Genomic DNA, 23201 nt, shown 5'->3' with positions numbered 1-23201 from the left:
TGGGTGCCCACCGTTGGTGGGCACGGACGCCCCTGCCACGACCAACGGTCGTGACCCACCTTTGCGACCCCCCGTCGTGACCTACCATCACGATCAACGGTCGTGATCTACTGGCCCCTCCTCCGACGGAATCACGCGCTTGGTCTCCAGCTGGATCCTGCTGCTGGTCTCGGTTGCCTACGCTGCGCTGCTGTTCGGCGTGGCGTGGTGGGGCGACCGTCGGCCGATGTACCCGGACCGGCCGTGGCTGCGGCCGGTCGTCTACAGCCTGGCGCTGGCGGTGTACTGCTCGTCGTGGACCTTCTACGGCGCAGTCGGTACCGCCGTGCGCAATGGCGTGGGCTACCTGCCGATCTACATCGGTCCGTTGCTGCTGCTGCTGTTCGGCTGGCGCATCATCGAGCGCCTGGCGCTGATCGCGCGCAGCCAGAACGTGGTCTCCATCGCTGATTTCATTTCCTCGCGCTTCGGCCGCTCGCGGCGGCTGGCGGCGCTGGTGGCGATCATCGCGCTGATCGGCATCATTCCCTACCTCGCCCTGCAGTACAAAGCGGTGGCGATGAGCCTGCAGGTACTGACCGGCAACACCGGCCCGACCGGGTTCTTCAGCGATCCGGCCCTGTACGTGGCGTTGCTGATGGCGCTGTTCGCCACCCTGTTCGGTACCCGCCAGGTGGACGCCACCGAACACCACCACGGCATGATGCTGGCCATCGCGCTGGAGTCGGTGATCAAGCTGGTGGCGATGGTGGCGGTGGGCGTGTTCGCCTATGTCTGGCTCAGCGACCGCAACGAGGCGGTGGTGGAGTCGGTGCATACGCTGTTCACCGGGCTTCCGCCGGTGGGGTTCATTTCGCAGACGCTGCTCAGTTTCCTGGCCATCATCTGCCTGCCGCGCCAGTTCCATGTGGCGGTGGTGGAGTGCGGCGATGTGCGCGACGTGCGCCGCGCGCGCTGGATGTTCGGCGGCTACCTGGTGCTGATCTCGGCGATGGTGCTGCCGATCGCCACGGCCGGCATCAGCCTGTTCGGTACCGGAAGCGGCGTGGCCGACGACTCGATGGTGCTGGCGTTGCCGCTGGCCGAGGGCCGCAACGCGCTGGCACTGATCGCCTATATCGGCGGGTTCTCTGCCGCCACCGGCATGGTCATCGTGTCCTCGATCGCGTTGGCGACGATGGTCAGCAACGATCTGGTGATGCCGGTGCTGCTGCGTCGCAGTGGCGACCACCAGGAAGCGGCCGATGTCGCTTCGCGGGTGCTGTGGATCCGCCGGCTGGCGATCCTGCTGCTGGCACTGATGGCCTACAGCTACTACCGCAGCAGCAGCAACGACAGCACGCTGGCCTCGTACGGACTGATGGCGTTCGCCGCGGTGGCGCAGTTCGCGCCGGGCCTGATCGGTGGCCTGTACTGGCGCGGCGCCAGCCGTCGTGGCGTCGAGACCGGCATGCTGCTCGGCTTCGCCACCTGGCTGTACACCCTGCTGCTGCCGGCGATGACCATGGCCGGCTGGATGGATGCAGGCTGGGTGCAGCATGGTCCGTTCGGCATCGATTGGCTGCGGCCGCAACAGCTGTTCGGCATGACCGGCTGGGACCCGCTGACCCATGGCACGTTCTGGTCGCTGCTGGTCAACGCGGCGACGATGATGCTGGTATCGGCGCGTTGGCGTCCGGGCGTGGATGAGCGTCTGCGCGCTGCGCCCTTCCTCGATCCCTATGCCGAGCGGCCTTCAGTGGCCGGTGGTTGGCCGGGCCACGTGCACGTGGGCGACCTGCTGGCACTGGCCTCGCGCGTGGTCGGCGAGCGCCATGCGCGGCGCTCGTTCTTCGAACAGGCGCAGTCGCTGGGGCGCGAGCTGCAGTCCTCGGCACCGGCGGACCGGCCGTGGGTGCAGTTCACCGAGCGCCTGCTGGCCGCATCGATCGGGGCGGCGTCCGCGCGCCTGCTGCTGACCAGCCTCCTGCGTGGCTCCGGCATGGACCTGGGCGAAGTGGTGGCGGTGCTGGACGAAGCCGGCCAGGAGCTGCGCTTCAACCGCGAGATCCTGTCGACCACCCTGGAAAACATCAGCGCCGGCGTCAGCGTGGTCGACCCGGACATGCGCCTGACTGCCTGGAATCGGCGCTACCAGGACATGTTCGGCTACCCCGACGGCATGCTCTACGTAGGCCGGCCGGTGGCCGACCTGATCCGCTACAACGCCGAGCGTGGCGAGCTGGGCGAAGGCGATATCGAAATGCAGATCAACCGCCGCATCGGTTACATGCGCGCCGGTTCGCCGCACGTCTTCGAGCGCACCCGCAGCGATGGCAAGGTGATCGAAATGCGCGGCCAGGCACTGCCTGGCGGCGGCTACGTCACCAGCTACAACGACATCACCGACTACAAGCACGCCGAACGGGCGCTGCTGGAAGCCAACGAAACACTGGAACAGCGCGTGGCCGAGCGCTCGCATGTTGCGGAAGTCGCACAGCAATCGAAGACTCGCTTCCTGGCGGCGATCAGCCATGACGTGCTGCAGCCGTTGAATGCGGCGCGGTTGTTCGCCTCGGCGCTGCGCGACAGCGACCATGTCAGTGACGAGCAGCGGCACCTGGCCGAACGCGTGGATGCGTCGCTGCGTGCGGCCGAAGAGCTGCTGGATGGGCTGTTGGACGTGTCGCGGCTGGATGCTGGTGGCCTGCATCCGGTGATCGGCGAATTCGATGTCAGTGCGTTGATGCGCGAGCTGGCCGCGCAGTACACGCCGGTTGCGGCCGGGCGTGGGCTGCGGCTGGATCTGTTCGCGCGGACCACCTGGGTGCGCAGTGATCGCCGCCTGCTGCGCCGCGTGCTGCAGAACTTCCTGGCCAATGCGCTGCGCTACACGCGGCAGGGGCGCATCGTGCTGGCCGTACGCCAGCGCGGCGAGGAAGTGGAGCTGCAGGTGTGGGATACCGGCCCCGGCATTCCCGAACACCACATGCGACAGATCTTCGATGAATTCCACCGCTACCAGCAGCCGTTCGACTGGGGCGAGCAGGGCCTGGGGCTGGGCCTGTCGATCTGCCAGCGCATCTCGCGCCTGCTTGACCATCGCTTGAATGCCCGCAGCCGGGTTGGCAGTGGATCGATGTTCTCGATCATCCTGCCGCGGGTAGCGCCGTTGCCGGGATATACCGAAGCGCTCACCGTGGCGCAGGCCGCACCGCCGATCCGCAGCGATTCGCTGGCCGGCCTGCGCGTGTTGTGCGTGGACAACGACGAGGAGATCCTCGATGGCATGCGCGCGCTGCTGGGGCGCTGGCAGGTGCAGGTGATCACCGCATCGACGGTGGACCAGGCGTTGCAGAAGATCGCCGAGCGTCCGCAGGTGATGCTGGTGGACTACCACCTGCACGATCGCATGGATGGCCTGGATGCACTGGTGGCACTGCGCGAAGCGGCCGGCTATCCATTGCCCGGCGCGCTGCTTACCGCCGATGGCCGCGATGAACTGAAGCGGATGGCACGCGAGCGCGGCTATCGCCTGTTGACCAAGCCGATCAAGCCAGCCTCGCTGCGCGCGTTCCTGGGCGCGTTGCGCGACGCCCGGTAGTGCCGGCCGCTGGCCGGCAACCTCGTAATCGCCGGCAGGTTACGCCACGCCGTGCAGGTGTTCGTACAGGATCGTCGCACCGATGATCACCAGGATCACGCCACCGATGATTTCGGCGCGCTTGCCGACCATGCTGCCGAGTGCGCGGCCGAGCATGATGCCGGCGGTGACCATGGTCAGCGTGCACAGGCCGATGACCGCCGCCATCACGCCGATATGCACGTCCATGAAGGCCAGGCCGATGCCCACTGCCATCGCGTCGATGCTGGTGGCGAAACCGGTCAGTGCCAGCTTCCAGAAGCCGTGGTGCTGCGACGGATCTTCATCGTCCTCGCCGCTGTCAGGGCGCAGGCCGTTGTAGATCATGTGGATGCCCAGTGCGCCGAGCAGGCCGAAGGCGATCCAGTGGTCGAAGGCTTCGACGTACTGCAGGGCGGCACGACCGAGCAGCCAGCCGATGATGGGCGTGATCGCCTCGATGACGCCGAAGATGATGCCGGCGCGCAGCGCATCACGGAACACCGGCCTGCGCATGGCGGCACCCTTGCCGATCGCCGCGGCGAAGGCATCGGTGGACATGGCAAAGCCGATCAGGAGGATCGAAACAGGAGACATGGGCGGCAGCAGAAGGTCGGGCAAGGACGGACGCACGGCTCGCGCTCGCGCCCAACCTGACGTTGCGCGCGCGGGCCGCTGGTCTCGCCAACCATCATGGTTGTCCACGCCACGGCGCACTGGCCGAGTATGTTGACGTGGACGATTCCTGCGCAGGAATCCGGCTACTCCCCAAGGGGACGCGAAGCTTAGCACCGCGATCCGCGCGTGGCGCATTCTGTGCGAAACGCGCAGGCACGGCTGGTTTGTATAGCGATGGCTATACCACGGGCGATACGGTAGCGCCGGGCCATGCCCGGCGAGCGTAGCGGGTAGTGCCGGCCGCTGGCCGGCACACGCAACGGCGAGAGCGTGCCAAGCAAGCGTGGCACCCACCAAAGCAGTTTCCGGTAGCGCCGGGCCATGCCCAGCGGGCGCAGCGGCGATACAGGTACGGGCGATTGCCGGCAAGCGGCCGGCACGAACCCTCAGTCTTCTTCCGGCGGCAGCACGATGGCGTCGTCGTCGATCGCCAGCTTGCCGGCCATCAGCACGGCCTGGGTGCGGTTGGTCACGCCCAGCTTGCGCAGGATCGCGGTCACGTGCGCCTTGATCGTCGCTTCGGAGACATTGAGGTCGTAGGCGATCTGCTTGTTCAAGCGGCCCGCGCCGAGCATCTGCAGCACGCGGAACTGCTGCGGGGTCAGCTCGCGCAGGCGCTGGCCGACTTCGCGTTCCTCGCTGCCGGTGGGCGGCACGTTGTGTGCTTCCGGCGGCGCCCAGGTCTCGCCATCGAGGATGGTGCCGAGTGCATGGCCGATGGTGTCCGAATCAGCGGATTTCGGAATGAAGCCCAGCGCGCCATGGTCGAGTGCACGGCGCATCACAGTGGCTTCTTCGCGTGCGGACACCACCACCACGGGCAGGTGCGGATGCAGCGAACGCATGTGCACCAGTGCGTTGAAGCCCTGTGCGCCGGGCATGTTGAGATCCATTAGGACCAGGTCGGCGTCGTTGTGCTGGTCGGCCAGCGCATACAGCGCCTCCACGCTGTCGGCCTCGAACAGTTGAACGCCCGGAATGACCCGCTGCACGGCACCCCGCAGGGCTTCGCGGAACAACGGATGGTCATCGGCAATCAGGAGGGTGGTCATGGTCGGGGGGAACCGTGGGGGGAAAGCAGATGGGGTCAGAGCCCTTTCCTTGTGGAAAGGGATCCGACCCCGGGTAGCACATCAACGCACCTTGCGTTCGTCCACCAGCGACGCCACGACCGATGGATCGGCCAGGGTCGAGGTGTCGCCGAGCTGGTCCGGTGCGTTCTCGGCGATCTTGCGCAGGATGCGACGCATGATCTTGCCCGAACGGGTCTTCGGCAGGCCCGGCGCCCACTGCAGGTGGTCGGGCGTGGCGATCGGCCCGATCTCCTTGCGCACCCAGGCGACCAGCTCCTTCTGCAGCTCATCGCTGGGCGCTTCTTCGGCCACCAGGGTGACGTAGGCATAGATACCCTGGCCCTTCACGTCGTGCGGGAAGCCGACCACGGCGGCTTCGGCCACCTTCGGGTGCGAGACCAGCGCGCTTTCCACTTCGGCGGTGCCGATGCGGTGGCCGGACACGTTGATCACATCGTCCACGCGGCCGGTGATCCAGTAGTAGCCGTCTTCGTCGCGGCGGCAGCCGTCACCGGTGAAGTAGCTGCCCGGGTAAGTGCGGAAGTAGGTGTCGATGAAGCGCTGGTGGTCGCCGTACACCGTGCGCATCTGGCCCGGCCAGGAGTCACGGATGATCAGGTTGCCTTCGGTCGGGCCGTCCTTGATCTCGCCATCGGCATTGACCAGGGCCGGCTGCACGCCGAAGAAGGGCAGGGTGGCCGAACCCGGTTTCAGATCCATCGCACCGGCCAGCGGCGAGATCAGGATGCCGCCGGTCTCGGTCTGCCACCAGGTATCGACGATGGGGCAACGGCTGTCGCCGACCACTTCGTAGTACCAGCGCCAGGCTTCCGGATTGATCGGTTCGCCGACGCTGCCAAGCAGGCGCAGCGAGGCGCGCGAGGTCTTCTTCACCGGCTCCTCGCCTTCGCGCATCAGCGCACGGATGGCGGTGGGGGCGGTGTAGAAGATCGACACCTTGTGCTTGTCGATCACGTTCCAGAAGCGCGAGGTGTCCGGGTAGTTCGGCACGCCCTCGAACATCAGCGAGGTTGCGCCGTTGGCCAGCGGGCCGTACACGATGTAGCTGTGGCCGGTGACCCAGCCGACGTCGGCGGTGCACCAGTAGATGTCGTCCTCGCGCAGGTCGAACACCGCTTCATGGGTGTACGCCGCGTACAGCAGGTAGCCGGCGGTGGTGTGCAGCACGCCCTTCGGCTTGCCGGTGGAACCGGAGGTGTAGAGGATGAACAGCGGATCCTCGGCGTTCATCGGTTCCGGCTCGCAGCTGGCCGGCTGGCTGTCGACCACATCATGGAACCAGCGGTCGCGCGGGGCCTGCATGTCCACCGCACCGCCGGTGTGGCGCACCACCAGCACGGTTTCCACGGTATTGGTGCCGGGTAGCTTCAGCGCCGCATCGACGTTGGCCTTCAGCGGAATCTTCCGGCCACCGCGCAGGCCTTCGTCGGCGGTGATGATCAGCTTGCTCTGGCAGTCGCTGACACGGTCGGCGATCGAATTCGGGGCGAAGCCACCGAACACCACCGAGTGGATCGCACCGATGCGCGCGCAGGCCAGCATGGCCACGGCAGCGTCGACGATCATCGGCAGGTAGATGGTGACCCGGTCGCCCTTCTTGACGCCCAGGTTGCGCAGCGCGTTGCCGAGACGGCAGGTGCGCTCGTACAGCTCGCGATAGGTCACGTGCTGGGCCGGCGCGTCCGGGCTGTCCGGCTCGAACAGCAGGGCCGTCTTGTCGCCGCGCTTTTCCAGCTGGCGGTCCAGGCAGTTCACGCTGGCGTTGAGCTCGCCATCTTCGAACCACTTGATGTGGAAGTCGGACAGGTCGTAGCTGACGTTCTTGATCTTCGTCGGCTTGCGCGACCAGTCCAGCCGCTCGGCGGCCTTGCCCCAGAACGCATCCGGATCGGACACCGAGGCCTGGTACTGCTGTTCATAGGTGTTCTTGTCGATACGCGCCTTGGCGGCGAACTGCGGATCGACAGGGTAGAGATCAGCCATGGCACCCTCACTTGCACGTTGACTTTGTGTGTGCAGCCGCAGCATTGCAGCAGCCGTTCCCCCTCAGTTTGCCCCATCCACCCCCGGTCGCGTCACCACTTCGGTTAGACCTTGGTCGAAAGTCGGGCCCCTGCAGGCCCGGGTTCGACCAATGGCCAATAGCCGGTGCGTGCAAACGCCCCGCAGTCTCGGCTCGACCGTGCCCCACGCGCGGCATCACCTTGCCACTTGGGAGAGAGGGCAACATGAGCCACCGTACGTTGAAAGCCGTGCGCACACCTTTGGCGGCCTGCCTGTTGGTCGCCCTGGTCGCACCGGGCATGGCGTTCGCCGAGACCGCCAAAGAGAAGGCACTGGAGTCACGCGTCGCCGAACTGGAGCGGCAGGTGCAGGCGCTGCTGGCGTCGCAGCAGCAGCAACAGACCCAGATCGTGCAGACCCAGCAGGCGGTCACCGACGTCCGCACGCTGCAGGCCGAACAGAAGCCGGCGGTGCCTGCGGGTAAGCAGCCGATCCAGGTCACCACCATCACCCCCGGCGCGGCGCCGGGCACCACGGTCAAGATCGGCGGTTTCATCAAGGCCGATTTCCTGGCCACCCAGACCAGCGATGGCCAGCTGGCCGACGATGCCACCGGCCGCTCGCTATACCTGCCCGGGCAGACCCCGGTGGAAGGCGCCGGCGGCAGCGGCAAGCGCTCGGACGTGGACTACAACGCCCACGCCAAGTTCTCGCGCTTCAACCTGGGCATCGACAACGTCAGCGAGTCGGGCAACAAGGCCGGCGCGTTCTTCGAGATGGATTTCTTCGGCAACTCGCTGGGCAACCAGACCGCCACCAACACCTATGGCGTGACCCTGCGCCATGCGTACATGTACTGGAACAACTGGATGGCCGGCCAGACCTGGTCGAACTTCATGGATGCGGCGTCGTTGCCGGAAGCGGTCGACTTCGTCGGTCCCACCGATGGCGTGATCTTCGTGCGCCAGGCGCAGGTGCGCTACACCCAGGGCGGCTTCAGCGTCGCGCTGGAGAATCCGGAAACGACCACCCTCACCGGTACGCGCAATCCGGTCACCGGCGCCTGGACCAATGCCAGCGCCAATTCCGATCGCGGCAGCCTACCGGACCTGACCCTGCGTTATGGCTGGAAGGGTGACTGGGGCACGTTCGGTGTTGGCGGTATCGTCCGTCAGCTGAAGGTCGACAACCAGGCCACCGGCGCAAAGGCCGACAAGGTGGCCGGTGGCCTGACCCTGGGCGGCAAGTGGGTGATGGGTGACAGCGATTCGCTGCACTACCAGTTCACCGGTGGCGAGGGCATCGCCCGTTACATCGGCCTGGGCATTACTGCGGATTCGGCCTATGACGTGGCCCGTGACGAGCTCAACCCGACCGGTGTGATCGCCGGCTATGTCGGTTGGCGCCATGCGTTCTCGCCGAAGCTGCGCACCAACCTGATCTATGCGCGCAGCGACTACGACAACGACAGCATCCTCGGCCCGCTGGTGACCAAGAGCGTGCAGAGCATCCGCGGCAACATCTTCTACTCGCCGCTGCCCAAGGTCGATGTCGGTGCCGAGCTGATGTACGGCAAGCGCGAGATCGAGAACGGCAACAAGGGCGATATCACCCGTCTGCAGTTCACTACGAAGTACAGCTTCTAAAGGAGCGCCGACCAAGGTCGGCACCTACCAAGAATGAGTGCCGACCAACGGTGTCGGCACCTACCTAGACTGCGTGCCGACCGAGGTCGGCACCTACAGAGGGAAAGCTTCTCATGTCCACAACACCTGCACCGGCGAAAGCCCAACTAACCCAGGGACACAAGAAGGTCATCTTCGCGTCCAGCCTGGGCACCGTTTTCGAGTGGTACGACTTCTTCCTGTATGGCTCGCTTGCCGCGATCATCGCCAAGCAGTTCTTCAGTGGCGTCAATGAAACCACGGGCATGATCTTTGCCCTGCTGGCCTTCGCGGCCGGCTTCTTCGTGCGCCCGTTCGGTGCGGCCTTCTTCGGCAGCCTCGGCGATCGCATCGGCCGCAAGTACACCTTCCTGGTCACCATCCTGATCATGGGCATCTCGACCTTCCTGGTCGGCGTGCTGCCCAACTACGCCTCGATCGGCTTCGCCGCGCCGGTGATCCTGATCATCCTGCGCCTGGCCCAGGGCCTGGCCATGGGCGGCGAGTACGGTGGTGCGGCGACCTACGTGGCCGAACACGCGCCGGACGACAAGCGTGGCCTGTACACCAGCTTCATCCAGTGCACGGCCACCCTCGGCCTGTTCATGTCGCTGCTGATCATCCTCGCCTGCCGCTACTTCCTCGGCAACGAAGCGTTCGAAGCCTGGGGCTGGCGCATTCCGTTCCTGGTCTCGATCGTGCTGCTGGGCGTGTCGGTGTGGATCCGCCTGCAACTGAGCGAGTCGCCGCTGTTCCAGCAGATGAAGTCCGAGGGCAAGGGTTCCAAGACGCCGTTCCGTGACAGCCTGAAGGGCGGCAACCTGAAGCTGATGCTGCTGGTGCTGCTCGGCGCCGCAGCGGGCCAGGCGGTGGTCTGGTATGGCGGCCAGTTCTACGCGCTGTTCTTCCTCAGCAGCATGCTGAAGGTCGATGCCACCACCTCCTACCTGCTGATCGCCGCCGCGCTGGCGCTGGGCGTGCCGTTCTTCATCTTCTTCGGCTGGCTGTCCGACCGTATCGGCCGCAAGAAGATCATCCTGGCCGGCTGCCTGCTGGCCGCCATCACCTACATCCCGATCTTCAAGGGCCTGACCCACTTCGCCAACCCGGCCATCGAAGAAGCCCGCAGCAGCTCGCCGGCGCTGGTCGTGGCCGACCCGACCACCTGCTCGTTCCAGTTCGATCCGGTTGGCCTGCGCAAGTTCACCAGCTCCTGTGACGTGGCTACCGCTGCGTTGACCAAGGCCGGTGTGCCGTATGACGTGCAGCCGGCCGCTGCCGGTTCGCTGGCGATGGTCAACGTGGGCAGCGCCAGCGTCACCTCGTACGAGGCCGCCGGCCTGACCAAGGAAGAAGGCAAGGCCAAGGCCGATGCATTCGGTGCCGAGCTGAAGACTGCGCTGACCGGTGCCGGCTATCCCGCCAAGGCCGATGGTTCGCGCATCAACTACGCAGGCACGATCCTGATGCTGTGGTTGCTGGTGCTGTACGTGACCATGGTCTACGGCCCGATCGCCGCCTACCTGGTCGAACTGTTCCCGACCCGCATCCGCTACACCTCGATGTCGCTGCCGTACCACATCGGCAACGGCTGGTTCGGTGGCTTCCTGCCGGCGATCTCGTTCGCGCTGGTGGCCGGTACCGGCAACCTGTACTACGGGTTGTGGTACCCGATCATCATCGCGCTGATGTCGGTGGTGATTGGCGGCCTGTTCCTGCGCGAGACGAAGAACGTGGACATCACCAAGTAAGAATGATGTTCATCGAATGAAGGAGAGGCCGCGGTGCAGACCGCGGCCTTTCTGTTTGTGGGGCCGGGCCTGGGGTCGGATCCCTTTCGCACGCGAAAGGGCTCTGACCTCTACCTCCAGAGGCAGTGCGAGGTAGAGCCGAGAGCGGTCGACCAACGATCGATGCTAACCGCCGTACAGCGCTTGCCTCTGCGAGGGAGTGACGTCAAAGATCCCCGCGTCGATCAGCTTCCTGTAGTGGTCTCTGTTGCGTGGACCCGGCGGGTCGCAACGAAGCAGATTGTCGAGGGAACCATCGGGCGCATCCGATGGACTCCGGTGACCTGACGCATAATCCTCTGCGGTAGCACCTTCTTCGGTGAGGGTGACAGGTGGGAGGCCGGGAGGTGCCCAGTTGCCAATGTCATTGAATGACCCGCCACAGAACTGGCCTGTCTGTCGCGTAACCATGCAACCGCTGCGCGTGTTCATGAACCCACAGTACGGAACCTCATGCATGAAGCGGTCTCCATCCGGAGAAGCGACCTCACCGGATTCCACGTCAGTGACAAGCACATACCGGCCGTCAGGAGACGTCGCCGGATCGGCATCGTGTTCGAACAGAGAGTAAGAGCGCTCACTCAGCTCTATCCGACGCACCAGCTTGCCATGCCTCATGACCGACACGTTCCGGTAGCGACCGTTCTCCTCACCGTCATACCGCAGCGTGATGTCACTGCCAGCATGTGTCCACTTCTCGTTACCAGCTTTTGCGTCCACCGGTGAAGCCAGTGATGCGAGCAAAGTGAAGACAAGGCTCAACATATTCATCCTCTCGGAAACTGTCATTTGCAAGCGAGGAAGACGCCACGGGCATCAGGGGCTCGCGGCGGCCCTCTCTGTGCATTCGCCTTCCTGCTCCAGCTGTCGTCTTGAAAATTCCTTGATGCAGAACGCTCGCTGTTCACTCTCATCGCCCGCTGGTCTGATCCGATTGAGCAACTGATCGGCGCCGGGGCAATGCGCAACACGAGCGGCAACGAGGTTGCACACGGGAACAAAGGGGAAGTGCACGTCATGGCGTGGAATGTTCAGCTTCTCGTCCCAGGCCTAGAGCGGAAAGAGCACGTGTAACAATCCATCTGCCGCCTCATCCTCACTTGGTCGCGTGAGGGCGACATCCGGCGCATCCCTGAGCAATGTCGCATAGGCATACAGAAGGCGACGTCCTCGACGATCGTGCTCTGCGGGTGTCTCTGCCCGCCGCAGGGCAGTGTAGTACGGGAAGAGGCTGTCTACATCGGGTCCGCCGCAGGTCACGCCGGACGAACGTGAGCTGCCATTGACGGGAATCTGTACACGGCAGGTAGTACGCTCGAGCCTCTCGGCAAGCGCCTCGAGTACCCTGCCAGTACTGGCACCGGGTGTGGCGTCGCCCTCGAGCTCGCCGACGACGGTGGCCAGGGTGTCGCCCAACAATGGGATGTGTCCGTGCTCGGCGTTCAGGCCGATTGCCGCGACATCAATGGACTGCTCGCAGGCATCGGAAACTCCGGCCATGAGAAGACATCCGGTCAGAAGTGCAAATACGCGTCGCATCTACGCATGCTATTGGAGGGGGGGACACTACCTTCAGCGCGCTGACGTCCTGCGGCAATGAAACAAGTACGAATCTACATATCAGCCCAGTACTCGATCGTGCGGGTGTGATGTGACGTACCCAGCCCCACGGAAAACTGGAATTCCTATCCAGAACTGCCAACCTCTGACGCAAATGGCCCGAATTTTCTCTATTCGTCAGTGCGTCCCATAGCATGAGTGAATCATCGAATCGGATCGGGCATGCGCAGCGTACTTCTGGCAGTGATCATCACTGTCTCAGCGTCAGCGGCCGACGCAGAAATGCACGCTGCTGCCGACGGCGTGACGCCGCAGGGCAGGCTGCGAGTCGAGGAAAGATCGCCCGTAATCAAGCAACTATGCGAGACAGAGACGGTCTGGCTGTCCTGGAACGACGCAGTACCAAACGCAACATTGGTGAGCTGCGATTGCAGTTGCACGTCGCATGACAACTCAGGATGGCTTGTCGAGGCACAGCCGGAAGACGACACCTATCGGGTACATCGCGTCTCTCTCGGAAAGGTCTTCAGTCCCACGGAGTTCCGTCGGGCTGGCGTGCGGATTCAGGACATCGTCTCGTCGCATCCGTGGTGTTCAGTCGCCAAACCGAGCATGCCGATGAATGCGATCTTTGCGACGTTGGTGAAGCAGCCCAAGGATTCGGGCGATGAGGCCTCCTGCTTTACGCCCCACTTCTTCGTAGGTGATCGGAATGTCTCCCTGAAGAGGATTCCAATGCCGGGCGAACAGTTCTCCGACGCGCCCGCAGCAGAATCAGCACTGATCGCGCGGGAGGTCGAGATGCTGCGTGACTGGAGGCGGAAGTTTGCACCTGAGTAGCGCATTCGTTCCCTCGGACAAAGTATGAGGGCTATACATTCCGGAGTTTCAGTGATGTTTGTTTTGAAGCGCGTGGCACTGGCATTTCTTGCTGGCCCACCTCTGCTCTTATCTGCTGACGCTGTGGATGCCAGTGCGATCTACGGCGTCAACCACACCCATTGGGCGATCAACCGGTTCAGTGTCGATGGCCGTTCAGCCATTGACATCATTGGCCCATATCAAGGCGGGGGTGGAGCCTGCTGCTACGGCGCACCAGAACACTGGCATCCCGGCCTGACGGTGCGGGTTGACTGGGAAAGGGGTGCCGGAAGCACAATTGACTTTCCTGGATTTGGAGATCGGCTGAAGTTTGAGGCTTGGAGAGAAAAAATCCTCGCGCAAAAGCGCAGGCACAGCAAAGTCGTCCCCGTCCCGGATTACACCGGCCAGGACGTCTGTGGCATCACCGTGCATTTCCTGCCCTGCGATGAGATTCAGGTCACCACCTCCTGTTACGCCTATGGCAGCCCCGAGTACCCGATCAAGATCCCGCTTGAATTGCCAGAACCGCAGTCATGCCCGGCAGAACGTACCGACCAGCAGAAGGCCCAGTGATCGACGCGTTCATTGGGAAGGGTGCACGCATGCACGTTGGTGGCGAGGTTCCCGAATGAGGCCATGCGCCACGGCGTGAAAGTTGGCCTGCGAGTCGAGCACGGCTCGACCCTACAATCGGCCCATGAGCACCGTCACCCCAGCCGACCTCCCCGCCATCCTGCACACCCTGCGCAGCGCCTGGCAGTCGCAGCGCCCGTCGCTGGACCAGCGCGAGAATGACCTGCGCCGCCTGCGCGAGGCGCTGAAGCTACGCATGGACGAAATGGCCCAAGCCATCGCCGAGGACTTCGGCCATCGCGCCCACGTCGAATCGAAGCTGGCCGACGGCATGAGTGTGCTGTCGGCCATCGACCATCTGCGTCGCCACCTGCGGCGCTGGTCGAAGCCGCAGCGGGTGGGCGCCGGCTGGCGACTATGGCCGGCGCGCGCGCAGCTGCGGCCGATGCCGCTGGGTGTGATCGGGGTGATCTCGCCGTGGAATTATCCGGTCACGCTGGCGTTGGTGCCGCTGGCCACCGCGATTGCCGCTGGCAACCATGTGCTGTTGAAGCCTTCGGAGCACACCCCGCGCACCAGCGCGTTCCTGGCCAATCTGCTGGCCAGCGTGTTCCCGCCCGATCGTGTGTCGGTGGTGCAGGGTGACGCGGACGTGGCTGCGGCGGTGTCTTCGCTACCGCTGGACCACCTCGTGTTCACCGGTTCCACCGCGGTCGGCCGCAAGGTGATGGCGGCGGCGGCCGAGCATCTGGTGCCGCTGACGCTGGAACTGGGCGGCAAGTCGCCGGCGATCGTCTGCCGCGATTTCCCGTTGGACAAAGCCGCCGCGCGGTTGGCCACCGGCAAGTGGTTCAACGCCGGCCAAACCTGCATCGCGCCGGATTACGTGCTGATCGACAGCGTGCGCCAGCGTGAGTTCGTGCAGGCGCTGCAGCAGCAGGTGCGCGAGCGCTATGGTGATTTCAGCGATGCCGACGACTATACGCGGATCATCAATGAGGGCCAGTACCGGCGCCTGCAGGGCTATCTGGCGCAGGCCCGCGAACGCGGCGTGCCGGTGATTGCGCTGGCGCAGGTGGATGACGCGCGCGCCGATCGCGAGCGGCTGCTGGTGCCGACCGTGGTGCTGGACCCGCCGGATGACCTGGACCTGATGCGCGATGAGATCTTCGGCCCGATCCTGCCGGTGCGTGCCTATCCGGACCTGGATGCGGCGCTGGCCGACATCGCGGCCCGCGACCGGCCGTTGGCGCTGTATCCCTTCAGCCACGACACGGCCACGGTGGAGCGCATTCTCGGCCAGGTGGTGGCCGGCGGGGTCACGGTCAACGACACCCTGCTGCATTTCGCCGCCGATGGCTTGCCGTTTGGTGGGGTGGGCGCCAGTGGTATGGGGGCGTACCACGGGCGGGCCGGGTTTGATGCGATGAGCAAGCTGTTGCCGGTGCTGTGGCAGTCGCGCTGGGCGGCCAGTGATCGGCTGCGGCCGCCGTATTCGAAGATTGCGGGGTTGTTGAAACTGCTGCTGCGGTGAATCCAGGCAGGGCGTGCACCCAGTGGTAGTGCCGGCCGCTGGCCGGCAACTTCATGACCCTCCGGCGGGGACCTGCACCTGCCGGCCAGCGGCCGGCACTACCGGTAGGTGCCAACCCGCGCGACCCGTTCTGGTAGGTGCCAACCTTGGTTGGCACGCGTGAACCCCAAGCGCCGACCAAGGTCGGCCTCTACGAAGGCAACAGCGGGAAGCATGGCGCCGACCAAGGTCGGCCTCTACCAAAGCCCACCCGGGTAGAATGCCCGCATGAAAATCGCCTCGTGGAACGTCAATTCGCTTAATGTCCGCCTGCCGCACCTGGAGCAGTGGCTCAAGGACTTCGGCCCGGACATCGTCGGCATCCAGGAAACCAAGCTGGAGGACCACAAGTTCCCGGACTCGGCGCTGGTCGCCGCCGGTTACCGCAGCGTGTTCGCCGGGCAGAAGACCTACAACGGCGTGGCGCTGGTGTCGCGCGAGCCGGCGCAGGACGTGCAGATCGGCATTCCCGGCTTCGAGGACGAGCAGAAGCGGGTCATCGCCGGCACCTTCGGCGACCTGCGGGTGATCAACCTGTACGTGGTCAACGGCCAGGACGTGGGCACCGACAAGTACGAGTACAAGCTGCGCTGGCTGGAGGCGGTGCACGCGTGGATCGCCGAAGAACTGCAGCGGCATCCGAAGCTGATCGTGATGGGCGACTTCAACATCGCCCCCGATGCGCGCGACGTGCATGACCCGGAGGTGTGGAACGACAACCACATCCTGACCTCCACTGCCGAGCGCGGCGCGCTGAACAAGCTGCTGCAGCTGGGCCTGCACGATGGCTTCCGCCTGCACAATGACGAGGCCGGCACCTTCAGCTGGTGGGACTACCGCGCAGCGGGTTTCCGCCGCAACCTCGGCCTGCGCATCGACCTCACCCTGGTTTCCGATGCGCTGAAGGGCAGTGCGGTGGCCTCGGGCATCGACCGCGAGCCGCGCACCTGGGAACGCCCCAGCGATCATGCACCGGCGTGGGTACAGCTGGGCTGAAACAACGAGGCCCGGCGATGCCGGGCCCCGTCCTGATGCGTTTGCCGGCTTGCGGCCGACACCACCACGCCGTCAGCGTATGCTCTTGCGGGTGAACAGGTTGACGATCGCCAGCAGGATCACCGCGCCGATCAGCGAGAACAGGAACGTGCGCAGGGTGATCGCTTCATTGATGCCGCCGCCGAACAGCCAGCCGGAAATCAGTGCGCCGACGATGCCCACCACGATGTTGAGGATGATGCCCTGCTGGCCATCGCGCTTCATGATGATGCTTGCCAGCCAGCCGACGATGCCGCCGACGATCAGCCAGATGATGATGCCCATGATCGACTCTCCGGTGGATAACCGAGTCCAGTTGACGCGCAGTGCCGTGAACCCGCTGTGCAATCCTGTGACGGGCGCGTGCGGATGAGCCTGCCAGCCACCCTTGAGGGCCCCTGGCGGTTTGGTCCGGTTACCGTCTGGCGCTGCCCGCATGTCCCCGGCCAGCGCGGTGAGCCGCAGGCCCGGCAGGTGCTGGCACAGGCCCTGGGGGGCGAGCCGGATGCGCTGCCGCTGGTGCGCGACGACAAGGGCCGGCCGGAACTGAGCGGCGCGCTCGCCCACTACGGCACCGGCTGGAGCCACAGCGGCGAGGTGCTGCTGGTAGCGCTGGGCGAGGGCGTGCGGCTGGGCGTGGACCTGGAACTGCTGCGGCCGCGCCCGCGCATGCTGGAAATCATCCAGCGCTTCTTCCATCCCGACGAAGTGGCTTGGCTGCAGGGCCTGGACGAGGCCGACCGCGAACATTGGTTCTTCCGCGTCTGGTGTGCCAAGGAAGCGATGCTGAAGGCGCACGGGCAGGGCATTTCCTTCGGCCTGCACCGCCTGCAGCTGGCCCCGGCCGACGATGGTGCCCTGCACCTGCGCTGGTGTGACCCGGAGCTGGGCGAGGCCGCGCGCTGGCACCTGCACGAATGGCAGGCCAGTGGCCAGTTCCGCGCCGCATTGGCCTGGTATCCGCAGTGAATCGGCGAATCAACAGCGAAAACCGGCGATAATGCCGGCATGAGCGAACACGATCTTCCCGCCGGCGTAGCGACCACGCTGCAGCAGGGCCTGGCCAGCATGGGCCTGGCCGCCGAGCTGGCCCCGCCGCTGCTGCGCTACCTGGCGCTGCTGCACCGCTGGAACGGCACCTACAACCTCACCGCCATCCGCGATCCGCAGGAAATGGTCACCCGCCATCTGCTCGATTCACTGGCGATGCAGCCGTTCGTGGCCGATGGCAGCCTGGCCGACCTCGGTACCGGCCCCGGGTTGCCGGGCATCCCGCTGGCGATCGCCTGCCCGGGCCTGCAGGTCACCCTGGTGGAAAGCAACGGCAAGAAGGCCCGCTTCATGCGCGAGGCCGTGCGCCAGCTGGGCCTGGGCAATGCCCGCGTGGCCGAGTCGCGCGCCGAAGCGCTGGCCGAGCCGGGCAGCTACGACCAGTTGACCGCGCGCGCGATGGACACCCTGGCCGGCATCGTCCGCGTCGGTGGCCACCTGCTGCGCCCCGGTGGCGTGTTGCTGGCCATGAAAGGCGTCTACCCGCATGAGGAGATCGCAGCGCTGCCGGCCGGTTGGCAGGTGCGCGAGGTGGTCCCGCTGAGCGTGCCCGGCCTGGCCGGTGAACGCCATCTGGTCACCGTCACAGGTCCCTGAACCCCGCCGCCCGCCCCTTGTGGAACAAGCGGTTGGCGATCCACGATTTCCGCACGGGCCCGGTTGTACGCATAATGACCGGTCCCAGCACACGTCGACGAGGCACACCCGCATGGCCCGCATCATCGCCATCGCCAACCAGAAGGGTGGCGTCGGCAAGACCACGACCGCCGTCAACCTGGCCGCTTCCCTGGCCAACGCACCCAAGCGCGTGCTGTTGGTCGACCTGGATTCCCAGGGCAACGCGACCATGGGCAGTGGCGTGGACAAGCGCGAGCTGGTCTCCTCCACCTACGACCTGCTGCTGGGCGAGTCCAGCGCCGCCGACGTGCGCGTGCAGACCGCCGAAGGCTACGACCTGCTGCCGGGCAACATCGACCTGACCGCGGCCGAGATCCAGCTGATGGCGCAGAGCGAGCGCGAGCAGCGCCTGAAGCGCGCACTGGCACCGATCCGCGATGAGTACGACTACATCCTGATCGACTGCCCGCCGGCGCTCTCGCTGCTGACCCTCAACGCACTGGCCGCCGCCGATTCGGTGATCGTGCCGATGCAGTGCGAGTACTACGCACTGGAAGGCCTGAGCGCGCTGGTGGAAACCATCGAAGCGCTGCGTGCCAACCTCAACCCGGCGCTGGAGATCGAAGGCGTGCTGCGCACCATGTTCGACGTGCGCAACAACCTGGCCAACGCCGTGTCGGCCGAGCTCACCGAGCACTTCGGCGACCGGGTGTTCCGCACCATCGTGCCGCGCAACGTGCGCCTGGCCGAGGCGCCCAGCCATGGCCAGAGCATCGTCGGCTACGATCGTGCTTCGCGCGGCGGCGTGGCCTACCTCGGCCTGGCCGGCGAGATCATCCGTCGCAACAACGAACGCAACAAGGCCACCAAGGCCGTGGAGACCGTCTGATGACCAGCAGCAAGCCTGCAGCCAAGAAGCGAGGCCTCGGCCGCGGCCTGGACGCACTGCTCGGTCCGAAGGGCGCGGTCAGCCAGGTGCAGGCCAGTACGGCGGTGATCGAGCCGCTGCCCGGTGAAGTGCTGCGCAAGCTGCCGGTAGGCCAGCTGCAGCCGGGCAAGTACCAGCCGCGTCGCGAGATGGACCAGGGCAAGCTGTCCGAACTGGCCGACTCGATCAAGTCGCAGGGCGTGATCCAGCCGATCCTGGTGCGCCAGCTGCCGGCAGGCAACTTCGAGATCGTTGCCGGTGAACGTCGCTGGCGCGCCTCGCAGCTGGCCGGCCTGGACGAAGTGCCGGTGGTGGTGCGCGAGCTGGAAGACCGCACCGTCATCGCGATGGCGCTGATCGAGAATATCCAGCGCGAAGACCTCAACCCGCTGGAAGAAGCCGAAGCGCTGCAGCGCCTCATCAGCGAATTCACCCTGACCCATGCCGAGGCCGCCGAGGCCGTCGGTCGCTCGCGCGCGGCGGTGTCCAACCTGCTGCGCCTGCTGGAGCTGCCGATCGCCATCCGCCTGCTGCTGGAAACGCGCCGGCTGGAGATGGGGCACGCCCGCGCGCTGCTGACGCTGGCCCCGGAACTGGCCAGCAAGCTGGCCCAGGAAGCGGCCGACGAAGGCTGGTCGGTGCGCGAGGTCGAGCGCCGCGCGCAGGCGTTTGCCGCCGGCAAGGTGCCGAGCAACCGTCCGCAGCCGGTGGCCAAGGTGCAGCAGGCCGATATCGCCTCGCTGGAAACCGAGCTGTCCGAAGTGCTGGGTACCTCGGTTGCCATCAATCATGGCCGCGGCGGCAAGGGCAAGCTGATCATCCATTACGCCAACCTGGACACGCTCGATGGCGTGCTGGAGCGGCTGCGCACGCGCCAGGGCTGACCCCGGCGCATCTTCATGGGCGCACGGCCCGTTCCTGCCGTGTGCCGTCGATTGCAGGGAACGCACCGCCGCGCGTGCCGGAGGCCGCGTCGTCCACCGCAGGTGGGCCGCTCCGCCCCGTGGCTCATCCAGGGAGCAGGACATGACCATTGAAGTAGACGACGTCAGCCCGGGCGGCAGCCCGATTCTCGTACACAGCCGCGAGAAGGACTTCACCCCGGCCCAGGGCGAGTCGCACATCGAGGAGATCAGCGCGCACATCGCGCGCCATCTTGGCCCGATCTCCGGCGTCTTCCATGAAATCATCTCCGATATCGTGCACATCGACGTGCATGTGGTGCCCGCCACCGACGAGTGCCCGTACCTGCGGCTGGTGACCTCGGGCATGAGCGACCTGCCGATGGCCGTGCCCGACGAGGTGGACGCCCCCCGGCACATGGAACTGATGGTGACCCTGCCGGCGGATTGGCCGATCACCCAGGATGCCTTTGAGGATGAGCGCAACTACTGGCCGGTGCGCCTGCTGAAGACCCTGGCGCGGCTGCCGCACGAGTACGACACCTGGCTGGGCTTCGGCCACACCATTCCCAACGGCCATCCGTCCGAGCCCTATGCACCGGGCGTGGGGTTCGATGGGGCCATCGTGCTGCCGCCGGTCACGACCCCGGACGACTTCGGCACGCTGGCGCTGGAAGACGGCACCACCATCGAGTTCATGGCGATCGTGCCGCTGTACCCGGAAGAGATGGACCTGAAGCTGAAAAAGGACTCGGAAACCCTGCTGGATCGCTTCGATGCGAAGAACATCCAGGATGTCATCCAGCCGGGGCGCACCAATGTGGCCAAGAAGCGTTTCGGCCTGTTCTAGGCCCTGCGCGTACCATCAGACGCCATCACTACTGAATTGACCGTTGAATTCCAGGCTCACCGCAATGACCATCCTGCTCACCGGCGCTGCCGGCTTCATCGGTGCCTACACCGCTCGTGCCCTGCTTGATGCGGGCCAGTCGGTGGTCGGCCTGGACAACTTCAACGATTACTACGACCCACAGATCAAGCGCGACCGCGTGGCCGCGCTGTGCCCGACGCTGGATCTGCGCACGCTGGACCTGACCGACCGCGACGGCCTGGCCGCGCTGTTCGAGGAAGTACAGCCGACCGCGGTGATCCACCTGGCCGCGCAGGCCGGCGTGCGCTATTCGCTGGAAAACCCGCACGCCTACGTCGACAGCAACCTGGTCGGCTTCGTCAACATGCTCGAGCAGTGCCGCCACCGTGGCGTGCAGCATCTGGTGTATGCGTCCAGCAGTTCGGTGTACGGCGATTCGGCCACGCCGCCGTTTTCCGAAGACCAGCGCGTGGACCAGCCGCGCTCGCTGTACGCCGCTACCAAGGCCGCCAATGAACTGATGGCCTACACCTACGCACAGCTGCATGGCCTGCGTGCCACCGGCCTGCGCTTCTTCACCGTGTATGGCCCGTGGGGCCGGCCGGACATGGCGCCGCTGCTGTTCTCGCGCGCGGTACTGGCTGGCCGTTCGATCGATGTGTTCAACGAAGGCCGCATGCAGCGCGATTTCACACATGTCTCCGACATCGTGGCCGGTATTCTCGGCGCCCTCGCGCATCCGGCTGATGGTCCGGTGCCGCACCGGGTGTTCAACCTCGGCAACCACACGCCGGTCGAGCTGGAGCGCTTCATCGGCGTGATCGAGCAGGCCGCCGGTCGCCCCGCGCAGAAGGTCTACAAGCCGATGCAGCCGGGCGACATGGTGCGCACGATGGCCGATACCCGGCGCGCACATGACGCATTTGGCTACGAACCGGTCATGCCGATCGAACAGGGCCTGCCGCCGGTGGTGCAGTGGTGCCGCGAGTATTTTGCTGATCGCGCCTGAAAACCGATCCTCACGCCGCCGGATTCATCTTCGGATAACCTCGGCTTCGGAAAATGCGCGGTCTTTGTCCCTCCTTGGCCGAGTCCCCCCATGAGCCAACCCGAGCTGTCCGTCGTTGTCCCCGTATTCAACGAGCGCGACAACGTCGCGCCCCTGGTGGCCGAAATCACCGCTGCATTGCGCGGGCGGCTGCCGTTCGAGATCGTCTACATCGACGATCATTCGCGCGATGACACCCTGGCCGTGCTGCAGGGCCTGAAGGCCACCACGCCGGAGCTGCGCGTGCTGCACCACGTCTCGCAGAGCGGGCAGAGCACCGCGGTACGTACCGGCGTCAAGCACGCGCGTGCGCCGTGGATCGCCACCCTCGACGGTGATGGCCAGAACGATCCGGCCGACATCCCCAAGCTGCTGGAGGCCCGTGATGCGGCCGATGCCCAGGTGAAGCTGTTCGCCGGCTGGCGCGTCAACCGCCAGGACAGCGGCAGCAAGCGCTGGGCCAGCAAGTGGGCCAATGCCATCCGCGCGCGCATGCTGCGCGATGACACTCCCGATACCGGCTGCGGCATCAAGCTGTTCGAGCGCAACGCCTTCCTCGATCTGCCGTACTTCGACCACATGCATCGCTATCTGCCGGCGCTGATGCAGCGTGCCGGCTGGAAGACCACCAGCGTGCCGGTCAACCATCGCCACCGTACGGCCGGCGTGTCCAAGTACAACAACCTCGGCCGCGCGCTGGTCGGCATCCGCGACCTGCGTGGCGTGGCCTGGCTGATCACCCGCAGCAAGCGCACCGCGGTGGAGGAGCGTTGATGGATCTGGAGCTGCACTGGCTGGACCAGCCGCTGACCTGGTTGTACTGGACCGGCCTGCATGTGACCGGCTGGAAGCTGATCGGCTACACCGGCGCGTTGATGTTCGGTGGCCGCTGGCTGGTCCAGTTCGTCGCCTCCAAGCGCGCCGGCAAGCCGGTGATCCCGCGCCTGTTCTGGTACATGAGCGTGGTCGGCAGCCTGATGACGCTGAGCTACTTCCTGTTCTCGGCCAAGCAGGACTCGGTGGGCGTGCTGCAGAACCTGTTCCCGGCGTTCACCGCGTTGTACAGCCTGCAGCTGGACATCAAGCATCGCGGCTGGAAGCGGGACAAGGCCAGTCACTGACGCCCTGGTAGATGCCGACCTTGGTCGGCGCTGGTTTTCTCCGGGTGCCAACCAAGGTTGGCAGCTACCAGAGCGGCCACGCAGGCGCCGCCGTGCCCGGGTGATGCCGACCTTGGTTGGCCCGATGCGTCCGCGGCAGGAGCATCCACGCATGGCGTGGATCTACTGAGGCAGGACCTTCGTCCCATGCCATGCGCGGTGCGGGGTGCCATGATCGGGGTCTGCCT

The 23201-nt window shown here is 65.6% G+C and carries 21 protein-coding genes and 1 riboswitch; of the genes, 15 read left to right on the top strand and 6 right to left on the bottom strand.

Features of this window, described 5'->3' with window-relative positions; translation table 11 throughout:
- The first annotated feature begins 139 nt into the window (after positions 1–139).
- Complete coding sequence (locus tag AC07UW_RS11520) at positions 140–3583, top strand: hybrid sensor histidine kinase/response regulator (RefSeq protein ID WP_495212089.1); 3444 nt, start codon at positions 140–142, stop codon at positions 3581–3583.
- Positions 3584–3622: 39 nt separating this feature from the next.
- Here AC07UW_RS11520 and AC07UW_RS11515 read toward each other — a convergent pair whose 3' ends face one another.
- The 3 genes from AC07UW_RS11515 to acs all read right to left on the bottom strand — a co-directional run bounded on the left by AC07UW_RS11515 (position 3623) and on the right by acs (position 7356).
- Positions 3623–4198, bottom strand: a complete 576-nt coding sequence (locus AC07UW_RS11515) for a manganese efflux pump MntP (RefSeq protein WP_032976929.1) — start codon at positions 4196–4198, stop codon at positions 3623–3625.
- Between the two features lie 89 nt (positions 4199–4287).
- Positions 4288–4377, bottom strand: a riboswitch (yybP-ykoY riboswitch).
- 288 nt (positions 4378–4665) lie between these two features.
- Positions 4666–5331, bottom strand: coding sequence for a response regulator transcription factor (locus AC07UW_RS11510; protein ID WP_006477308.1), 666 nt, complete (start codon positions 5329–5331; stop codon positions 4666–4668).
- A gap of 81 nt (positions 5332–5412) precedes the next feature.
- Positions 5413–7356 carry an acetate--CoA ligase gene (acs, locus tag AC07UW_RS11505; protein WP_025878776.1) on the bottom strand — a complete coding sequence of 648 codons (1944 nt, stop codon included), beginning with the start codon at positions 7354–7356 and terminating at the stop codon, positions 5413–5415.
- 245 nt (positions 7357–7601) lie between these two features.
- On the opposite strand from acs, the gene AC07UW_RS11500 reads away from it, so the two are divergent.
- The gene (locus AC07UW_RS11500) at positions 7602–9023 is read left to right on the top strand and encodes a DcaP family trimeric outer membrane transporter (protein ID WP_025878777.1); all 1422 of its coding nucleotides are present in this window, start codon (positions 7602–7604) and stop codon (positions 9021–9023) included.
- A 113-nt stretch (positions 9024–9136) separates the two neighbouring features.
- On the top strand, positions 9137–10792 hold the full coding sequence (locus tag AC07UW_RS11495) for an MFS transporter (protein WP_025878778.1): 1656 nt from the start codon (positions 9137–9139) through the stop codon (positions 10790–10792).
- 165 nt (positions 10793–10957) lie between these two features.
- Here the strand turns inward: AC07UW_RS11495 and AC07UW_RS11490 are convergent, their stop codons facing one another.
- Positions 10958–11593: a hypothetical protein gene (locus AC07UW_RS11490; protein WP_495212088.1), complete on the bottom strand. Its 636-nt coding sequence runs from the start codon at positions 11591–11593 to the stop codon at positions 10958–10960.
- A 288-nt stretch (positions 11594–11881) separates the two neighbouring features.
- Complete coding sequence (locus AC07UW_RS11485; RefSeq protein WP_495212087.1) at positions 11882–12331, bottom strand: hypothetical protein; 450 nt, start codon at positions 12329–12331, stop codon at positions 11882–11884.
- 282 nt (positions 12332–12613) lie between these two features.
- Here AC07UW_RS11485 and AC07UW_RS11480 point away from each other — a divergent pair, with 282 nt between their 5' ends.
- The 4 genes from AC07UW_RS11480 (at position 12614) to xth (ending at position 16397) form a co-directional block, all read left to right on the top strand.
- A complete protein-coding gene (locus AC07UW_RS11480; protein WP_495212086.1) occupies positions 12614–13231 on the top strand; it encodes a hypothetical protein in 618 nt (205 codons plus the stop codon).
- 54 nt (positions 13232–13285) lie between these two features.
- A complete protein-coding gene (tli1a, locus tag AC07UW_RS11475; protein WP_495212085.1) occupies positions 13286–13828 on the top strand; it encodes a Tli1a family immunity protein in 543 nt (180 codons plus the stop codon).
- A 124-nt stretch (positions 13829–13952) separates the two neighbouring features.
- A complete protein-coding gene (locus AC07UW_RS11470) occupies positions 13953–15362 on the top strand; it encodes a coniferyl aldehyde dehydrogenase (protein ID WP_495212084.1) in 1410 nt (469 codons plus the stop codon).
- A gap of 267 nt (positions 15363–15629) precedes the next feature.
- A complete protein-coding gene (gene xth, locus AC07UW_RS11465) occupies positions 15630–16397 on the top strand; it encodes an exodeoxyribonuclease III (protein ID WP_280884351.1) in 768 nt (255 codons plus the stop codon).
- Positions 16398–16469: 72 nt separating this feature from the next.
- Here xth and AC07UW_RS11460 read toward each other — a convergent pair whose 3' ends face one another.
- Complete coding sequence (locus AC07UW_RS11460) at positions 16470–16721, bottom strand: GlsB/YeaQ/YmgE family stress response membrane protein (protein ID WP_025878785.1); 252 nt, start codon at positions 16719–16721, stop codon at positions 16470–16472.
- Positions 16722–16805: 84 nt separating this feature from the next.
- Here AC07UW_RS11460 and AC07UW_RS11455 point away from each other — a divergent pair, with 84 nt between their 5' ends.
- The 8 genes from AC07UW_RS11455 to AC07UW_RS11420 all read left to right on the top strand — a co-directional run bounded on the left by AC07UW_RS11455 (position 16806) and on the right by AC07UW_RS11420 (position 22974).
- Entirely contained in the window at positions 16806–17405 is a 600-nt protein-coding gene (locus AC07UW_RS11455) for a 4'-phosphopantetheinyl transferase family protein (RefSeq protein ID WP_032976775.1), read from the top strand.
- Positions 17406–17444: 39 nt separating this feature from the next.
- The gene (rsmG, locus tag AC07UW_RS11450; RefSeq protein WP_033832551.1) at positions 17445–18083 is read left to right on the top strand and encodes a 16S rRNA (guanine(527)-N(7))-methyltransferase RsmG; all 639 of its coding nucleotides are present in this window, start codon (positions 17445–17447) and stop codon (positions 18081–18083) included.
- A gap of 112 nt (positions 18084–18195) precedes the next feature.
- On the top strand, positions 18196–18993 hold the full coding sequence (locus tag AC07UW_RS11445; protein ID WP_025878788.1) for a ParA family protein: 798 nt from the start codon (positions 18196–18198) through the stop codon (positions 18991–18993).
- Positions 18993–19916, top strand: a complete 924-nt coding sequence (locus AC07UW_RS11440) for a ParB/RepB/Spo0J family partition protein (protein ID WP_025878789.1) — start codon at positions 18993–18995, stop codon at positions 19914–19916. The genes AC07UW_RS11445 and AC07UW_RS11440 overlap by 1 nt, the downstream gene beginning before the upstream one ends.
- 142 nt (positions 19917–20058) lie before the next feature.
- The gene (locus AC07UW_RS11435) at positions 20059–20784 is read left to right on the top strand and encodes a suppressor of fused domain protein (RefSeq protein WP_495212083.1); all 726 of its coding nucleotides are present in this window, start codon (positions 20059–20061) and stop codon (positions 20782–20784) included.
- Positions 20785–20848: 64 nt separating this feature from the next.
- The gene (locus AC07UW_RS11430; RefSeq protein WP_495212082.1) at positions 20849–21814 is read left to right on the top strand and encodes an NAD-dependent epimerase/dehydratase family protein; all 966 of its coding nucleotides are present in this window, start codon (positions 20849–20851) and stop codon (positions 21812–21814) included.
- 90 nt (positions 21815–21904) lie between these two features.
- Entirely contained in the window at positions 21905–22627 is a 723-nt protein-coding gene (locus AC07UW_RS11425) for a glycosyltransferase family 2 protein (protein ID WP_049465064.1), read from the top strand.
- Positions 22627–22974, top strand: coding sequence for a lipid-A-disaccharide synthase N-terminal domain-containing protein (locus AC07UW_RS11420; RefSeq protein ID WP_025878793.1), 348 nt, complete (start codon positions 22627–22629; stop codon positions 22972–22974). The genes AC07UW_RS11425 and AC07UW_RS11420 overlap by 1 nt, the downstream gene beginning before the upstream one ends.
- Positions 22975–23201 lie beyond the last annotated feature (227 nt).

The organism is Stenotrophomonas sp. GW821-FHT02D01 (assembly GCF_059421765.1).
The sequence above is the reverse complement of the archived record's forward strand: the minus strand, read 5'-3'. Positions and strand labels throughout refer to the sequence as shown.

Bases quoted from the DNA above. Each gene is read 5' to 3' on its own strand.
- AC07UW_RS11515 (WP_032976929.1), bottom strand. From the start codon at position 4,198: ATGTCTCCTGTTTCGATCCTCCTGATCGGCTTTGCCATGTCCACCGAT.
- AC07UW_RS11510 (WP_006477308.1), bottom strand. From the start codon at position 5,331: ATGACCACCCTCCTGATTGCCGATGACCATCCGTTGTTCCGCGAAGCC.
- acs (WP_025878776.1), bottom strand. From the start codon at position 7,356: ATGGCTGATCTCTACCCTGTCGATCCGCAGTTCGCCGCCAAGGCGCGT.
- AC07UW_RS11500 (WP_025878777.1), top strand. From the start codon at position 7,602: ATGAGCCACCGTACGTTGAAAGCCGTGCGCACACCTTTGGCGGCCTGC.
- AC07UW_RS11495 (WP_025878778.1), top strand. From the start codon at position 9,137: ATGTCCACAACACCTGCACCGGCGAAAGCCCAACTAACCCAGGGACAC.
- AC07UW_RS11485 (WP_495212087.1), bottom strand. From the start codon at position 12,331: ATGGCCGGAGTTTCCGATGCCTGCGAGCAGTCCATTGATGTCGCGGCA.
- AC07UW_RS11480 (WP_495212086.1), top strand. From the start codon at position 12,614: ATGCGCAGCGTACTTCTGGCAGTGATCATCACTGTCTCAGCGTCAGCG.
- tli1a (WP_495212085.1), top strand. From the start codon at position 13,286: ATGTTTGTTTTGAAGCGCGTGGCACTGGCATTTCTTGCTGGCCCACCT.
- AC07UW_RS11470 (WP_495212084.1), top strand. From the start codon at position 13,953: ATGAGCACCGTCACCCCAGCCGACCTCCCCGCCATCCTGCACACCCTG.
- xth (WP_280884351.1), top strand. From the start codon at position 15,630: ATGAAAATCGCCTCGTGGAACGTCAATTCGCTTAATGTCCGCCTGCCG.
- AC07UW_RS11460 (WP_025878785.1), bottom strand. From the start codon at position 16,721: ATGGGCATCATCATCTGGCTGATCGTCGGCGGCATCGTCGGCTGGCTG.
- AC07UW_RS11455 (WP_032976775.1), top strand. From the start codon at position 16,806: ATGAGCCTGCCAGCCACCCTTGAGGGCCCCTGGCGGTTTGGTCCGGTT.
- rsmG (WP_033832551.1), top strand. From the start codon at position 17,445: ATGAGCGAACACGATCTTCCCGCCGGCGTAGCGACCACGCTGCAGCAG.
- AC07UW_RS11445 (WP_025878788.1), top strand. From the start codon at position 18,196: ATGGCCCGCATCATCGCCATCGCCAACCAGAAGGGTGGCGTCGGCAAG.
- AC07UW_RS11440 (WP_025878789.1), top strand. From the start codon at position 18,993: ATGACCAGCAGCAAGCCTGCAGCCAAGAAGCGAGGCCTCGGCCGCGGC.
- AC07UW_RS11435 (WP_495212083.1), top strand. From the start codon at position 20,059: ATGACCATTGAAGTAGACGACGTCAGCCCGGGCGGCAGCCCGATTCTC.
- AC07UW_RS11430 (WP_495212082.1), top strand. From the start codon at position 20,849: ATGACCATCCTGCTCACCGGCGCTGCCGGCTTCATCGGTGCCTACACC.
- AC07UW_RS11425 (WP_049465064.1), top strand. From the start codon at position 21,905: ATGAGCCAACCCGAGCTGTCCGTCGTTGTCCCCGTATTCAACGAGCGC.
- AC07UW_RS11420 (WP_025878793.1), top strand. From the start codon at position 22,627: ATGGATCTGGAGCTGCACTGGCTGGACCAGCCGCTGACCTGGTTGTAC.